The organism is Bacillus sp. CFBP9009 (assembly GCF_036541465.1).
Taxonomy (GTDB): domain Bacteria; phylum Bacillota; class Bacilli; order Bacillales; family DSM-1321; genus Peribacillus.
Genome location: NZ_JAZHFU010000009.1, coordinates 1 through 14,714 on the forward strand (window position 1 = coordinate 1; position 14,714 = coordinate 14,714).

Consider the following 14,714-nt stretch of genomic DNA (forward strand, 5'->3'; position numbering starts at 1 on the left):
CCCGTTCCCATTCCGAACACGGCAGTTAAGCTCTTCAGCGCCGATGGTAGTTGGGGGTTTCCCCCTGTGAGAGTAGGACGTCGCCAAGCAGGTTTTATATGGAGGATTAGCTCAGCTGGGAGAGCATCTGCCTTACAAGCAGAGGGTCGGCGGTTCGATCCCGTCATCCTCCACCATTTTACACCTGCCGGTGTAGCTCAACTGGTAGAGCAACTGACTTGTAATCAGTAGGTTGGGGGTTCAAGTCCTCTTGCCGGCACCATTTTAAGATAGTACAAGCACGAGCCATTAGCTCAGTTGGTAGAGCATCTGACTTTTAATCAGAGGGTCGAAGGTTCGAATCCTTCATGGCTCACCATTTTATATGCGGGTGTGGCGGAATTGGCAGACGCACCAGACTTAGGATCTGGCGCCGCAAGGCGTGGGGGTTCAAGTCCCTTCACCCGCATCTTTCATGCGGAAGTAGTTCAGTGGTAGAATACAACCTTGCCAAGGTTGGGGTCGCGGGTTCGAATCCCGTCTTCCGCTCCACTTTTCGTATGTGCCGGGGTGGCGGAACTGGCAGACGCACAGGACTTAAAATCCTGCGGTAGGTGACTACCGTACCGGTTCGATTCCGGTCCTCGGCACCATCATAATATGCGCCCGTAGCTCAATTGGATAGAGCATCTGACTACGAATCAGAAGGTTGTAGGTTCGACTCCCGCCGGGCGCACCATGTTTTTATTGCGGGAAGTAGCTCAGCTTGGTAGAGCACTTGGTTTGGGACCAAGGGGTCGCAGGTTCGAATCCTGTCTTCCCGACCACGTGATTTTTAATGAATGGGGCCTTAGCTCAGCTGGGAGAGCGCCTGCCTTGCACGCAGGAGGTCAGCGGTTCGATCCCGCTAGGCTCCACCATTTTTCAATCAGATACTTATATTATATTGGCGGTGTAGCTCAGCTGGCTAGAGCGTACGGTTCATACCCGTGAGGTCGGGGGTTCGATCCCCTCCGCCGCTACCAATAAATATAAGGACCTTTAGCTCAGCTGGTTAGAGCAGACGGCTCATAACCGTCCGGTCGTAGGTTCGAGTCCTACAAGGTCCACCATATTCATTTTTTTAAAGCCGTGGAGGTATACCCAAGTTCGGCTGAAGGGATCGGTCTTGAAAACCGACAGGGGAGTCAAATCCCGCGGGGGTTCGAATCCCTCTACCTCCTCCATTTTTTCAAAAAGCAGCAAGTTGTTTTGAAACAGCCTTACATAAAGGATGCGGATGGAACAATATACACGAAAACTTGATGCAAATCGTTTCATTATTACCGTCGCGGGGTGGAGCAGTCCGGTAGCTCGTCGGGCTCATAACCCGAAGGTCGCAGGTTCAAATCCTGTCCCCGCAATTATTAGGTCCCGTGGTGTAGCGGTTAACATGCCTGCCTGTCACGCAGGAGATCGCGGGTTCGATTCCCGTCGGGACCGCCATTTTTAAAATTTAATACAAATGTGGCTCAGTAGCTCAGTCGGTAGAGCAAAGGACTGAAAATCCTTGTGTCGGCGGTTCGATTCCGTCCTGAGCCACCATATCTTTCATATTACGGCGGTTGTGGCGAAGTGGTTAACGCACCTGATTGTGGTTCAGGCATTCGTGGGTTCGATTCCCATCAGTCGCCCCATTTCGCGGGTGTAGTTTAGTGGTAAAACCTCAGCCTTCCAAGCTGATGATGAGGGTTCGATTCCCTTCACCCGCTCCAAATATGGGCCTATAGCTCAGCTGGTTAGAGCGCACGCCTGATAAGCGTGAGGTCGATGGTTCGAGTCCATTTAGGCCCACCATATTCATATTGTTCCGCAGTAGCTCAGTGGTAGAGCATTCGGCTGTTAACCGAACGGTCGTAGGTTCGAGTCCTACCTGCGGAGCCATGGGGAAGTACTCAAGAGGCTGAAGAGGCGCCCCTGCTAAGGGTGTAGGTCGCGCGAGCGGCGCGAGGGTTCAAATCCCTCCTTCTCCGCCAGTTGGCCCGTTGGTCAAGCGGTTAAGACACCGCCCTTTCACGGCGGTAACACGGGTTCGAATCCCGTACGGGTCATAACAAAAAAGGAAGCATACATTCATGTATGCTTCTTTTTTTCATTTCTTTTCATTGATATAGCTATTTTTTTGTTTAAAGGGAATGTCTCCTAGATTGGATTCGATATTTGCTTCTTCCAGTGTATCTTCATATTCCTTTTGCTTTTTGTTTGGTATATCCACTCTATTTTTCCCTTCGATATCATTTGCGGCAAATCCTTCATAGTCTTCAGGAAAACCATTCGTTTCATCCTCGGTTTTATATAGATCATTATAATTGTCATGATCGCCGGTGTAATCAGATGGCGTTTCGGATGTACCGAATTTCGCAACTTCACCAAAGCTATCTTCTTTATCCACCATTTCGATTCCATGACGATTTTCAAAATGATCACCCTTGGATGGAATCAGTATTTCCTCCTCCACTGGCCGGTCTTGTGAAAGTGACCGTTCCGGGGCATGTTCGACACAGTAGAGGGTGCTTGGGATCGCTTCAAGCCTCTCGATGGGGATTTCCCTATTGCAGGTTTTACAATGGCCATACGAACCTTCTTCCATTGCTTTCAATGCTTCGTCGATTTTCTCCATTTCTGATTGTGCATGCTCATCGAGTGCTTGATTCCGTTCCATCTCGTATAATTCGGTTCCTAGGTCAGCAGGATGATTATCATAGGATGATAATTCCCCTACGGATTCCGTCTGGCTTTTATCCAGAACGGATTGTTCATCATTTTGAATTCTACTACTTAACTCATTTTTTTCTTGAAGCAGTTCCTTTTTTAATTTTTGCGTTTGCTGTTTCGTTGCCATCTCCTATTCACTCCTTCTAAAGTCCAAATATCATTTTATATTGGTAAGATGGTTGTATTATCTATTACCCGAATCGGAGTATAGGAAAACAATATGGAACGGAAGATAGAAAAAAGGACTGAGCGGATGAGCTCAGTCCTCGGAGATTAGATAAGATAGCTGATGAATAATCCAATGGCCATGAGTAAGCCAAAGAAGGTGTTCGTTTGGGCCGTGGCTTTCATTGCCGGGACCATCGTGATCGGATGCGTTTTGCCTACGAAACCTTTGATTGCGGCCATGGCCTTCGGTATGCTAAGGAAGGCAAGGAGAATCCACGCCGTTACGCTTCCGGTAAGGACTAGCCCAACAAGCCATAAATAAGAGAAGGCGAACATGATTGCCATGAATGTCAGGGCGTTTTTCCTGCCCATCACTACAGGCATCGTTTTGCGCCCATGAGCCTTATCTCCATCATGGTCACGTAGGTTATTGGATAAGTTGATCAGCCCGACCAAAATCCCGCTTGGAATGGCTATTAAGATGGCTGTTGAAGAAACATCACCGGTTTGAATGAAAAAGGCGATCAGGATTATCAAAAAGCCCATGAACAATCCAGAAAAAAGTTCCCCGAATGGTGTATATGAAATGGGAAGGGGACCGCCTGTATAAAGATAGCCGACAAGCATGCAAACCAGTCCTACTGCAGCAAGCCACCAAGATGATGCGGCACAGATATAGATCCCAATTATCAAGGCGATGGCATACATGCCAAGGGCCAAGCTCATGATTAGTTTGGGGGTCATCCCATGACGGACGATCCCGCCGCCGATGCCTACGGATTCCTCCGTATCCAAGCCTCTCTTGAAATCATAGTATTCATTGAATAAATTGGTAGCAGCTTGAATCAGGATACTGGCAATCATCATGGCAGCGAATAGTAACCAATTCACTCCATCTTCCAAAAGTGCAATCACAGTTCCAAGTAAGACTGGGACAAAAGCTGCGGTTAGTGTATGTGGACGAATTAACTCCCACCAAATCTTCCAGGTCCGTTTAAGGGGAAGTCCGTCGTATTCTGTTTGCATTATTTCTCTCCTCAAAATCATTATTGGTTCTCTCGAAATTATAACAAATATTGAAATGTTGCACAAAAGGTTATCCTAATAAATGCAGGAAAAGTGGGTAAGGGTGATAATTGGAATTCCTGGATGATCCATTTCCAAAATCCAGGGTATTTCTCTACATTCGCTAAGATTCATATAATAAGGAAAAGAACAGGAAAGAATCGTTCGGTAAAGGGGCGTTTTATTGACATGAGGTTCAAGGGAGGTGTATCTTTAAATAGGTTAAAAAGCTTTTAAAATGTACATTTGGGGGGATTTTTTTGGCTATCTCAGAGGAAACTGAACAGTTTCAGGGACTGGCTTCAGCTATACAAAAGGCGAAGGACTTGAATGATCAAGTTCTATTCAGTCATATTAAGAAGATTAAATGCAACAACCCCCTTTCATTTTATCAAGCTGGAAGAGAACGGTACGCGGGTGAACGCTTTTTCTGGGAGGACCCTGCAAAGGAAATAACCATCACCGGTTTAGGCAATGTTAAGAAACTCAAAGCGGCATCGAATGCCGAACGTTATAGAGAAGTCGAAAAGAGCTGGATCAAACTGCAGAATAATGCTGTCAAAACAGGAGTGACCGATATAGAAGCGACAGGTCCTTTACTGTTTGGGGGCTTTTCTTTTGATTATGAAACTGACAGTACGCTCCTTTGGAATCAGTTCGGGGACAACCTTTTTTATATACCTGCCTTCATGCTGTCAATAGTGGGGAAACAAGCTTACTTAACGACAAACTTACTTTGTTCGCCTGATGATTCAGAAAAACTCTTCATAGATATGATAAATGAACGGGAAGCTTTCCTTTTCGAAAGCTTGGATGGCAATGGATTGGGTGCAAATTCCCTGGTTATGCAGAGGGAAGTCGAACCTGAGGAATGGAAGCGGACGGTCGCAGAGGCTGTTCAGGAAATCAAGACGACAGATCTCGACAAAATCGTTTTGGCAAGGGAGCTTCGACTTGGTTTTGAACGTTCCATCGATTCAGGGAAAGTACTTGAACAATTGATTGCTGAGCAGCCATTGAGTTATATTTTCAGTTTGGAAGCTGGTGGAGACTGTTTTGTCGGTGCCACCCCTGAACGTTTGATTAAGAAACAGGGAAATGAAGTTTTTTCTACCTGTCTTGCTGGATCGATGGGACGAGGGAAAGATGAGCAGGAAGATGTTTGTCTTGGTGAAGAATTGCTTCATGACCAAAAGAATTTACAAGAGCATCAATATGTCGTGTCGATGATATCCAATGCCTTTGATTCAGTATGCGAAAAGGTGATGGTCCCGGCCGGACCGACACTTATGAAAAACCGTCATATCCAGCATTTGTACACACCGGTCCGCGGTATATCAAAGGAAGGTGTCACGATTTTTGAATTTGTCGAGAATCTCCACCCAACACCTGCTATGGGCGGACTTCCCAAAGAAAAGGCGGTTGTCCGAATTCGGGAAATGGAAGGTCTGGAACGTGGCTTTTATGCGGGTCCTTTAGGCTGGGTGGATACGTATGGAAACGGGGAATTCGCTGTAGGGATACGTTCTGCACTAATACAGAACAATGAGGCATCACTCTTTGCCGGATGCGGAGTAGTGGAAGATTCGACTCCCGAAAGTGAATACCGGGAAACGGGGATTAAATTCAATCCGATGTTAAGTGCTTTAGGAGGAAATCTTAATGAATGACCGAGATGCATTGACAGCGTATGCTGCTTCATTTGTCGATGAGCTGGCACAAAATGAGGTGAAGCATGTGGTGGTGAGCCCTGGTTCACGATCCACACCCCTTGCTTTGTTGCTGGTGGAACATCCTGATATCGAAATTCATATTAATGTGGATGAGCGTTCGGCTGCTTTTTTTGCCCTTGGTTTGGCTAAGGCCCTAAAAGAACCTGTCGGACTTCTTTGTACGTCAGGTACAGCCGCTGCAAACTATTACCCAGCCGTCATTGAGGCTTTCTATTCAAGAGTGCCGCTTATTGTACTTACCGCTGACCGCCCGCATGAATTGCGTGATGTCGGAGCCCCGCAGGCGATCGATCAGATACACCTTTACGGGAGACATGTAAAATGGTTTGTCGAAATGGCACTTCCTGAAAGCACGGATGGGATGATGCGGTATGCCAGAACGGTCGGTGCAAGGGCAGTGGCAACAGCTGCAGCTGAGCCTGCAGGGCCTGTACATTTGAATTTCCCGCTTCGAGAACCATTGATTCCGGACCTGGAGCACGCAAAGGAGTGCAGGCAAAATAAAATGACGCCTGCAGTGTTGATTGACAGTGGAGAACTGTCACTGTCATCATCACAAATAGGAGCTGTTGCAACTACATTGTCACAAGCTAAGCAAGGTATGATTGTATGTGGCGAATTACCTCATCCAGAGATGAAGGAAGCCATCGTCGCATTAGCGGAAAAACTTGCTTTTCCAGTACTGGCTGATCCCCTTTCACAGTTAAGGAGCGGAAGTCATGACAAAGCCGTAATTATTGATTCTTACGATACGTTTCTACGCGATGAAACGGCAAAAGCGGCTTTCAGGCCGGAAGTGATCTTGCGATTCGGGGCAATGCCTGTTTCTAAACCGTTATTGTTATTCATGAAAAAACAAAAACAGGCAATAACTTTGGTCGTCGATGGCGGAGCAGGCTGGCGCGAACCAGCCGGATTGGCAACGAATATGATTTACAGCGAAGAGAAAGATTTTTGTCTGCGAATTGCTGAAAGTATTTCTTCCTCCCCTGATGATGAATGGCTTCGCTTATGGCAAACCGTCAACGGAGCGACGAAGGATGCCTTAGCCTCCGTCAGGGATGAAGCGGAGTTAAGCGAAGGCAAGCTGTTCGCCCTGCTTGCTGATATGATGCCATTGGAATCGACGTTGTTTGTCGGGAATAGTATGCCCATACGTGATTTGGATACTTTCTTTTTGAATAATGGAAAAGGAATCAAAACCATTGCAAATCGCGGGGCGAATGGCATCGATGGTGTCGTTTCCACTGCGCTTGGCGTAAGCACGGTATCAAATAATACAGTGCTGGCAATCGGGGATTTAAGCTTTTTCCATGATATGAATGGCTTGCTTGCAGCAAAACTTCAAAAACAAAATATCACGATATTGCTGGTTAATAATGATGGCGGCGGCATTTTCTCCTTCTTGCCGCAGGCGAATGAGAGGGAACATTTCGAAACGCTATTCGGAACGCCTCATGGGCTTGATTTTTCCCATACTGCCGAGCTTTATGGCGGTAAATACAACAAGGTGCAAAATTGGGATGAGTTAGAGAAGGTATTTACAGAGTCATTCGAAATTCAAGGACTCAAAATCATTGAAGTTCCGACAGAAAGAGAGTCCAATTTACAAAAGCATCGAAATTTGTGGAGCTTTGTTTCCCAGGAAATAAAAATGGTGTTAGACAGGGAAATATCATGAATATTGTCAGCAAGGATGTCAATTATGCTGTTGAAATAACGGGAAATGGAGATCCTCTTGTACTTTTACATGGATTTACGGGAAATCGGGATACATGGAAATTCCTCATTCCGCTACTGAGTGACAGGTATATGTTAATCATGGTCGACATCATCGGTCATGGCATGTCTACGTCACCAGCCGATCATCGAAGGTATAAAATCGAGCGTGTCGCTGAGGATATCAAGTATATTTTGGATGTGTTGCATTTCCCGAAAGCCCATATCCTTGGATACTCGATGGGTGGAAGGCTCGGATTGGGATTTGCCTGTTTGTTTCCTGAGTATGTTGATACATTGATATTGGAGAGCGCTTCACCGGGCCTTTTAACAGAAGGGGAACGTGAAATCCGAAGGGAAAATGATCGGAAGCTTGCCGAAAGGATTCTTGAAAATGGCATGGAAGCGTTTGTGGATCAATGGGAAAACATCCCTCTGTTTGAAAGTCAAAAACGGTTGTCGGCCAAAACCAGGTCAGCCATTCGGGAGCAGCGGTTGGCAAATGATCCTGCCGGCCTTTCCAATAGCCTTCTTGGTATGGGGACCGGCAATCAGGCTTCATACTGGGAACAACTGCAAACCCTTGATTTCCCTGTGCTCCTTGTAACCGGTGAGCTTGACCGGAAGTTTTGTCGAATTGCGGACTCGATGAAAAAAAAGCTGAAGCGGGCCGAATGGAAAATAATAAATGATGCGGGTCATGCGATTCATGTGGAAGTTGGAGAAAAGTTTGGTAAAATAATAAGTGAGTTTTTAAAGCGAAATAAAAGGAGGAATTAAGGTGACGATTCAATGGGAAACAATACGTGAGTATGATGAAATTTTGTATGAAAAATATAACGGGATTGCGAAAGTGTCCATCAATCGACCACATGTACATAATGCATTCACGCCAAAAACGACTGCTGAAATGATTGATGCATTCGCAAGGGCGCGTGATGATTCCAGCATTGGTGTCATTATTTTAACAGGTGTAGGCGGCAAAGCATTCTGTTCAGGCGGAGACCAAAAAGTACGCGGAAATGGCGGATATGTGGGTGAAGATAACATTCCGCGTCTAAATGTTCTTGATTTGCAACGTTTGATTCGCGTAATTCCAAAACCAGTCGTAGCCATGGTTGCAGGATATGCAATTGGTGGCGGTAATGTCTTGAACGTGGTATGTGACTTGACGATTGCTGCTGACAATGCAATTTTCGGACAAACTGGACCGAATGTAGGAAGCTTTGATGCTGGTTATGGTTCTGGCTACCTTGCACGTATCGTGGGTCATAAAAAGGCGCGTGAAATCTGGTACCTATGCCGTCAATACAATGCACAGGAAGCATTGGATATGGGATTGGTCAACACAGTCGTACCATTAGACCAATTAGAAGCGGAAACGGTTAAATGGTGTGAAGAAATGCTTGAGAAGAGCCCTACTGCACTTCGTTTCTTGAAAGCGGCAATGAACGCTGATACGGATGGCCTTGCAGGTCTTCAACAATTGGCTGGTGACGCTACACTTTTATACTATACAACAGAAGAAGCAAAAGAAGGCCGCGATGCATTCAAAGAAAAGCGCACTCCGGACTTTGGGCAATTCCCTCGTTTCCCTTAATGAAACGCGTGAATCGATGAGACTGACAGCTTGGCGGATAACCGCCGGGCTGTTTTCTATATCAAAATGGAAGAGGGTAAGCAGCAATGGCAGAAGAAAAGTTGCCAAACTGGCTGAAAAATCGGGCGCATCTTTCACCAGATCGCCCGGCAATAGAGTTTGAAGGTAATACGTATAGCTTTCTTGAACTGCATACATTATCGGAGAAGATGGCTGGTAAGCTTGCAAGCATTGGTCTGGGCGCTGGCGATTCATGCGCGGTTTTGCTCCGTAATCATATTGATGGTGTTGTCGTAATCCATGCACTATTTTATCTCGGTGTGAAGATTGTGATGCTGAATAATAAGTTAACGGCAAAAGAGCTGTCCTGGCAGATTGAGGATAGTGGGACTGCCTATTTGGTTTCAGAAGGTGCCTTCTCCGACAAACTTTCTGATATTGGTGAGATTCTCCCGGAATTGAACCTTCATTTAATGGAAGAATTGCCGGATGAAGGCACGGCAGAGATACTTCAAGAGTTTTACCTTGAGGATACCGCTACGATCATGTATACATCAGGTACGACAGGAAATCCAAAGGGTGTGATCCAAACATTCGGCAACCATTGGTGGAGTGCAGTAGGGTCGGTTCTGAACCTTGGATTGCATGAGGAGGATTCTTGGTATTGTGCGGTTCCGATCTTTCATATTAGCGGTTTATCCATTCTGATGAAAAATGTGATTTATGGCATGAAAGTCGTTTTGGCGGAACGATTCGATGAACGGGAAGCGAACCGGAGCATTCAGGAAAATGGCGTGACGATCATTTCGGTCGTGACGGCGATGCTGAATAGGATGGTTCAGGATTTGAAGGGAACAAGCTATCCAAAAACCTTTCGCTGTTTCCTGTTGGGCGGCGGCCCTGCACCCGTCCATTTACTTGAAGCCTGTAAGGAGAAAGGGATTCCCGTCTATCAATCATATGGGATGACCGAAACGTCTTCACAGATTGTGACGCTGGCACCGGAATATAGCATGTCAAAAATCGGATCAGCTGGGAAGCCTTTGTTTCCTTCGCAGTTACGGATAGAGAAAGACGGCACTATGTGTGAACTGGGTGCAGTGGGTGAAATCGTGGTTTCAGGTCCGAATGTCACGAAAGGTTATTTTAATCGGATGGACGCTACACAGCAGGCGATTACCGATGGATGGCTTTATACCGGGGATCTTGGTTATCTTGATGAGGAAGGCTTTTTATATGTGCTTGACCGACGTTCGGATTTAATCATCTCCGGCGGTGAAAATGTCTATCCGGCCGAGATTGAAAACGTCCTCAGTATGCATCCTGATGTTTTCGAAGCGGGAGTGACGGGGACTGACGATGAAAAGTGGGGACAGGTCCCACTTGCTTTTGTCGTCTTGCATCAAGGTGCAGAGCTTGATGAGAGCGAACTGCTGGAATATTGCAGGGGATATTTAGCATCCTATAAGATTCCCCGGAACGTGATTTTTTGTAAGGAGCTTCCCCGTAATGGCGCAAGCAAGCTTCTGAGACGGGAACTGAAGAAGGAAATGGGGGAAGGGCAATGAAGTTATCCTCCATTTCCCTAAAGATCATTAAGGCCCCTTTAAAACGGCCATTCAAGACGCATCTCGAAACGGTAAGCGATCGGGAAGTGATAATTGTCGAAGCCATGGATAAGGATGGGTTGATTGGATACGGTGAAGCTGTCCCTTTTACAAGTCCTTGGTATACCGAGGAAACGATCAAAACATGCTTTCATATTTTGGATGACTTCTTAATCCCGTTGACATTGGCCAGTCAGATCAAGCATCCTGATGAGCTGCCGAACTTATGGAGCGGAATCCGGCGGAATGCGATGGCGAAGTCAGCTTTAGAGCAGGCAATCCTCGATTTATATGCAAAGCAGAAAGGAGTCTACCTCGGACGGCTGTTTGGCGGCGAACGAAGTGAAGTGGCCGCTGGTGTAGTCGTTGCATCCAATGATATTGAAGATGCGATGCGCCAGATCGAGGATTTTTCCGAATCTGGTTATCAGCGTTATAAAATAAAAATCAATCCTCAAAATGATCTGGAGTTTTTAGCGGAAATCCGTCGGGCCTATCCTCATATCCCGCTCATGGCAGATGCCAATTCAGCGTACACTCTTGATGACATCACACACCTTCAGAAGCTTGATGTGTTTAAGCTGATGATGATTGAACAGCCGCTGGGACATGACGACATTGTGGAACATTCATTTTTGCAGAAACAGCTGCAGACACCCATTTGCCTTGATGAAAGTATAAATTCATTTCATGATGCCAAAAGTGCGCTGTCGCTCCAGAGCTGTGGGGTGATCACCATTAAGATGGCTAAAGTCGGCGGCTGGATGGAAGCTGTAAGAATCCATGATCTATGCCTGGGAAATGATGTGCCAGTTTGGTGCGGCGGTATGATTGAATTTGGCATTTCACGTGCACATAATATCGCTCTTGCCACATTAAAAGGATTCACGATTCCCGGGGATATATCATCTTCATCCCGTTATTGGGATGAAGATATAATATATCCTGAAGTACTTGTCGAAAACGGCATGATCCAAGTTCCCGATAAAGCTGGAATCGGTTTTGCCATCAATGAAAAGCGGCTAAAGGAATTGACTACATATAGTAAGTTGTACAAGTGAAAACATCAAAGGAGGTGCATTGCCCACCTCTTTTGATCAAATATTGATAATCCTTTAACTCCTCTCACTCCCCCTGCCTATGTACCTCGCCCAATTAGTATTTTCTTGGACGGAAACCCCACCCTTTTTGAAAATGATTTTAATAGGATACTAACAAATCAGTTCATTGTTTTTCCTGTTAAAACTCTTACTAAATTTCAGAAATTTGCGATAATTCTGCCGAATAACTGGCTAGCCAAGATGACGCTAGATGCTTGATTTGATAGGCTTGGCGGACAGTCGGCGGAAAGGGAACGAATGACTGAAATCAACCAGGAACTTTTTTAACTGGCCGGAAAGATCATAATTTTTTTCGGAAAATGGGGCTTTGTCTATTTTTTCTTTATTGGATTATTTTGTATAATGAAATTAAAAGAATAGCAACCAAGGGAAAGGGAGGGGAGAGTGTATGAAGAAAAAACCGTACCTTATTGCGGAGATTCTACTAAGAAGGGGCATGCCGGACTATGTCATAAAAGAAGTGACGGCTTTGGAGGAGTGCGAGCTGTTTCTTTTGAAGAGAAAGTGGGGCCTATATGACCGGAAGACAGGTGCGTAAAGAATAAAAGTAAAAAGGGAACCATTTCACGCCGGTCCCCATGCGTTTTAAGGTTTTTTAAGCCGGTACCTATTGACTGGACGGCCTATGCTGCCATATTGTACGTCAAGCTGAAGGACTTCTTCGCCATGCAAGTATTCAAGATAGCGCCTTGCTGTAACTCTGGCGATTCCAATCCCATCAGCCACTTCTTCTGCAGATAGTGACCCAGGCTGGGTCTTTATGAACTTCGTCACTTGCTCAAGAGTCGCGCCATTCAATCCTTTGGGAACATCATATTTCGGACTCGCTACAGAATGTGTTTTATTTTGAAAGAGGATTCGGTCGAGCTGATTTTGAGAAATTTGATGGTCAGGTTCAACCTCCATCCGAAAAGCAAAGTATTGCTCCAGCGTATGTTTGAGCCTATCGAATTTAAATGGCTTGATTAAATAGTCAAAAGCCCCGTTCTGTATCATTTTTCGAATCGTTTTCTGATCATTTGCCGCTGAAATGATGATGACATCCACATCCATTTGCTCTTTTCTGATTTGATAAAGTGTATCAACCCCGTTTAAAGATGGCATGAAGATGTCCAAAATGACAAGGTCGGGTTTAGACTGCCTGATTTTTTCCAGACCTTCAAGCCCATTTGAAGCTGTATCAACGACTTTAAAGGCAGGCAGGCGCTCGATGAACTGTTTGTTTACCTCTTGGACCATTGGGTCATCTTCAATTAAAAGTACACGAATTTCGTTAGTCATTTTGGTTCTCCTCTATATCGTGCATCGGAAAAGAAAGAAAAAAGCTTGTTCCTTCGTCAGGGCGTGTCGTGAATTTCATTTCGCCGTTCGCTTTTTTTACAATTTGGTCTATTAGATAAAGACCAATTCCTGATCCTTCAGCACCTTTTGTTGTAAAACCATACTCGAATATATCTTTATGAATGTCCTCTGGAATGCCGGGTCCATTATCCTCAAGCACAATTTGACAATGACTTTCATCCTGGTAGATGGATAGATAAACCTGTTTTGTTTCCTCTGAACAATGCTTTAGCGCTGCAAATGAGTTTTCGATCAGGTTTCCGATTATCAAAACAAAATCGTGATGATCCAAATCAGCGGGGAAGCGGTTCAATTTCGTGTGCTTGTCCATGATGAGCTCGATTCCGAGTTCCCTACCCAAGGAGATCTTACTTAATATCAGCCCCACTAAATTATCATCGTGAATGTGCTTCGTTAAAAACCTGGTCAATTCCTCTTGTTCTTCCGTAATCTGAAAAATGTAATGCAGCGCTTCGTCAAGATTGCCTAGCTGGATCAATCCTGCTATCGTATGAAGTTTGTTCATATGTTCATGGTTTTGAACGCGCAGGGCTTCAACGAATGCTTTGACACTAGTCAACTCTTCAGCTAGCTTCGTCACATCGGTGCGATCCTGGAAAATGGCGACGGCACCGATCGTTTTATCCGCAATCTTTATCGGTACCCGGTTGCTTACAATATTCCTGTTTTGAACGGAGATTTCCTGATTAAAGATGGGAGATGTCCGGTCAAGCACTTCCGGGAGACGGGTATCGTGTATAATATCATTGATATTCTTGCCTATGACCGCACCGTTGATATTGAAAATTCGCTTAGCCTTTTCATTGAAAATCGTGATAGTCTGATTATTATCTATGGCGATGACCCCTTCATGCATGGCATTGAAAGCAGCTGTCCTTTCAACCAACATCCGTGAAATTTCATGGGGTTCAAGTTGGAAGGTCTCTTTTTTTATCCTTTTTGCCATGAGCCATGAGCCGCATACCCCGAATAGAAGTGTAAGGACCAGGATAATCGCGATTTCGCCTTTCAGGTCCTTGATTAATTCCGGTATGGTAGGCAAGATATTCCCAACCAGTACGACGCCGATTTGCTCTCTATCTTTATCAAGGATCGGGACAAAGGCGCGGACCGAAATGCCAAGTTCACCAGCCGCCTTTGAAAGATACTCGTGCTCAGCGAAAGCAGCGCTTTCATCACTGCTTTCCGAAGGGGTCCCCAATTGGCTGAACACCGGATGGGAATAACGTATATGCTGATTGTTGAGCACAACTATATAATCTGCTTGATGGATTTTCCTTAAGTTTTCAATAATCGGATTGAGCTGTGTCCATCCTTCGGGCTCACGGACCAAATTTTGTACTTCAGGGAGTTCGGCAATGGTATGGGCAGTGATCATGGATCGTTTGCCGATTTCATCTTCCCTGACTGAAACGATATTTCCGAATATAAAAATCCCGCCAATTAGTATCGAAAAAGCGACGATTACGAATGATAGCAGGGTGATTTTAATTTGAATGGGCATATGAAAGGATTTATCCATTGTTTTTCCTCCATTACTTCTATACTTTATAGTAACAGAATTTCTATCACTTTTCGCTATTTTTCGCGCATTGTATTACGACAG

General features: G+C 45.3%; 11 protein-coding genes, 21 tRNA genes and 1 rRNA gene. 29 read left to right on the top strand and 4 right to left on the bottom strand.

Annotated elements, in window-relative coordinates:
• The 22 genes from rrf to V3595_RS19280 all read left to right on the top strand — a co-directional run.
• Positions 1-89: ribosomal RNA gene (gene rrf, locus V3595_RS19175) — 5S ribosomal RNA — on the top strand; the annotation flags it as partial.
• A gap of 11 nt (positions 90-100) precedes the next feature.
• Positions 101-176: transfer RNA gene (locus V3595_RS19180), tRNA-Val, on the top strand.
• A 10-nt stretch (positions 177-186) separates the two neighbouring features.
• Positions 187-262: transfer RNA gene (locus V3595_RS19185), tRNA-Thr, on the top strand.
• 20 nt (positions 263-282) lie between these two features.
• Positions 283-358: transfer RNA gene (locus V3595_RS19190), tRNA-Lys, on the top strand.
• 8 nt (positions 359-366) lie between these two features.
• Positions 367-448, top strand: a tRNA-Leu gene (locus V3595_RS19195).
• 8 nt (positions 449-456) lie between these two features.
• A tRNA-Gly gene (locus V3595_RS19200) sits at positions 457-531 on the top strand.
• A 12-nt stretch (positions 532-543) separates the two neighbouring features.
• Positions 544-632, top strand: a tRNA-Leu gene (locus V3595_RS19205).
• 9 nt (positions 633-641) lie between these two features.
• A tRNA-Arg gene (locus V3595_RS19210) sits at positions 642-718 on the top strand.
• Between the two features lie 11 nt (positions 719-729).
• A tRNA-Pro gene (locus V3595_RS19215) sits at positions 730-806 on the top strand.
• Between the two features lie 17 nt (positions 807-823).
• Positions 824-899 (top strand) — tRNA-Ala (locus tag V3595_RS19220).
• Between the two features lie 28 nt (positions 900-927).
• Positions 928-1,004, top strand: a tRNA-Met gene (locus V3595_RS19225).
• A gap of 10 nt (positions 1,005-1,014) precedes the next feature.
• Positions 1,015-1,091 (top strand) — tRNA-Ile (locus V3595_RS19230).
• A gap of 21 nt (positions 1,092-1,112) precedes the next feature.
• Positions 1,113-1,205, top strand: a tRNA-Ser gene (locus tag V3595_RS19235).
• A gap of 103 nt (positions 1,206-1,308) precedes the next feature.
• Positions 1,309-1,382 (top strand) — tRNA-Met (locus tag V3595_RS19240).
• 6 nt (positions 1,383-1,388) lie between these two features.
• Positions 1,389-1,464: transfer RNA gene (locus V3595_RS19245), tRNA-Asp, on the top strand.
• Positions 1,465-1,487: 23 nt separating this feature from the next.
• Positions 1,488-1,563 (top strand) — tRNA-Phe (locus tag V3595_RS19250).
• Positions 1,564-1,579: 16 nt separating this feature from the next.
• Positions 1,580-1,655 (top strand) — tRNA-His (locus V3595_RS19255).
• Positions 1,656-1,659: 4 nt separating this feature from the next.
• Positions 1,660-1,733 (top strand) — tRNA-Gly (locus V3595_RS19260).
• Between the two features lie 5 nt (positions 1,734-1,738).
• A tRNA-Ile gene (locus tag V3595_RS19265) sits at positions 1,739-1,815 on the top strand.
• 12 nt (positions 1,816-1,827) lie between these two features.
• Positions 1,828-1,902, top strand: a tRNA-Asn gene (locus tag V3595_RS19270).
• Position 1,903: 1 nt separating this feature from the next.
• Positions 1,904-1,994 (top strand) — tRNA-Ser (locus V3595_RS19275).
• Between the two features lie 3 nt (positions 1,995-1,997).
• Positions 1,998-2,069 (top strand) — tRNA-Glu (locus tag V3595_RS19280).
• A gap of 41 nt (positions 2,070-2,110) precedes the next feature.
• On the opposite strand, the gene V3595_RS19285 is transcribed toward V3595_RS19280, so the two are convergent.
• Both V3595_RS19285 and V3595_RS19290 read right to left on the bottom strand, forming a co-directional pair.
• On the bottom strand, positions 2,111-2,860 hold the full coding sequence (locus tag V3595_RS19285; protein ID WP_485908802.1) for a TraR/DksA C4-type zinc finger protein: 750 nt from the start codon (positions 2,858-2,860) through the stop codon (positions 2,111-2,113).
• 146 nt (positions 2,861-3,006) lie between these two features.
• Positions 3,007-3,927 (bottom strand): 1,4-dihydroxy-2-naphthoate polyprenyltransferase, encoded by a 921-nt coding sequence (locus V3595_RS19290; protein ID WP_485908804.1) that lies wholly within the window; start codon positions 3,925-3,927, stop codon positions 3,007-3,009.
• 299 nt (positions 3,928-4,226) lie between these two features.
• Here V3595_RS19290 and V3595_RS19295 point away from each other — a divergent pair, with 299 nt between their 5' ends.
• From V3595_RS19295 to V3595_RS19325, 7 genes are all read left to right on the top strand, one after another.
• Positions 4,227-5,636: an isochorismate synthase gene (locus tag V3595_RS19295; RefSeq protein ID WP_485908806.1), complete on the top strand. Its 1,410-nt coding sequence runs from the start codon at positions 4,227-4,229 to the stop codon at positions 5,634-5,636.
• Complete coding sequence (menD, locus tag V3595_RS19300) at positions 5,629-7,380, top strand: 2-succinyl-5-enolpyruvyl-6-hydroxy-3-cyclohexene-1-carboxylic-acid synthase (protein WP_485908808.1); 1,752 nt, start codon at positions 5,629-5,631, stop codon at positions 7,378-7,380. Before V3595_RS19295 ends, menD begins: the two co-directional genes overlap by 8 nt.
• Positions 7,377-8,198 (top strand): 2-succinyl-6-hydroxy-2,4-cyclohexadiene-1-carboxylate synthase, encoded by an 822-nt coding sequence (gene menH / locus V3595_RS19305; RefSeq protein WP_485908810.1) that lies wholly within the window; start codon positions 7,377-7,379, stop codon positions 8,196-8,198. The genes menD and menH overlap by 4 nt, the downstream gene beginning before the upstream one ends.
• 7 nt (positions 8,199-8,205) lie before the next feature.
• Positions 8,206-9,018, top strand: coding sequence for a 1,4-dihydroxy-2-naphthoyl-CoA synthase (gene menB, locus V3595_RS19310; protein WP_370029151.1), 813 nt, complete (start codon positions 8,206-8,208; stop codon positions 9,016-9,018).
• An 86-nt stretch (positions 9,019-9,104) separates the two neighbouring features.
• Positions 9,105-10,586, top strand: coding sequence for an o-succinylbenzoate--CoA ligase (locus V3595_RS19315; RefSeq protein WP_485908812.1), 1,482 nt, complete (start codon positions 9,105-9,107; stop codon positions 10,584-10,586).
• Positions 10,583-11,686, top strand: a complete 1,104-nt coding sequence (menC, locus tag V3595_RS19320) for an o-succinylbenzoate synthase (RefSeq protein WP_485908814.1) — start codon at positions 10,583-10,585, stop codon at positions 11,684-11,686. The genes V3595_RS19315 and menC overlap by 4 nt, the downstream gene beginning before the upstream one ends.
• A gap of 448 nt (positions 11,687-12,134) precedes the next feature.
• On the top strand, positions 12,135-12,284 hold the full coding sequence (locus tag V3595_RS19325) for a hypothetical protein (protein WP_185151124.1): 150 nt from the start codon (positions 12,135-12,137) through the stop codon (positions 12,282-12,284).
• A gap of 47 nt (positions 12,285-12,331) precedes the next feature.
• Here the strand turns inward: V3595_RS19325 and V3595_RS19330 are convergent, their stop codons facing one another.
• Positions 12,332-13,027: a response regulator gene (locus tag V3595_RS19330; protein ID WP_137019604.1), complete on the bottom strand. Its 696-nt coding sequence runs from the start codon at positions 13,025-13,027 to the stop codon at positions 12,332-12,334.
• The gene (locus V3595_RS19335) at positions 13,020-14,630 is read right to left on the bottom strand and encodes an ATP-binding protein (protein ID WP_485908816.1); all 1,611 of its coding nucleotides are present in this window, start codon (positions 14,628-14,630) and stop codon (positions 13,020-13,022) included. Before V3595_RS19335 ends, V3595_RS19330 begins: the two co-directional genes overlap by 8 nt.
• Positions 14,631-14,714: the final 84 nt, after the last annotated feature.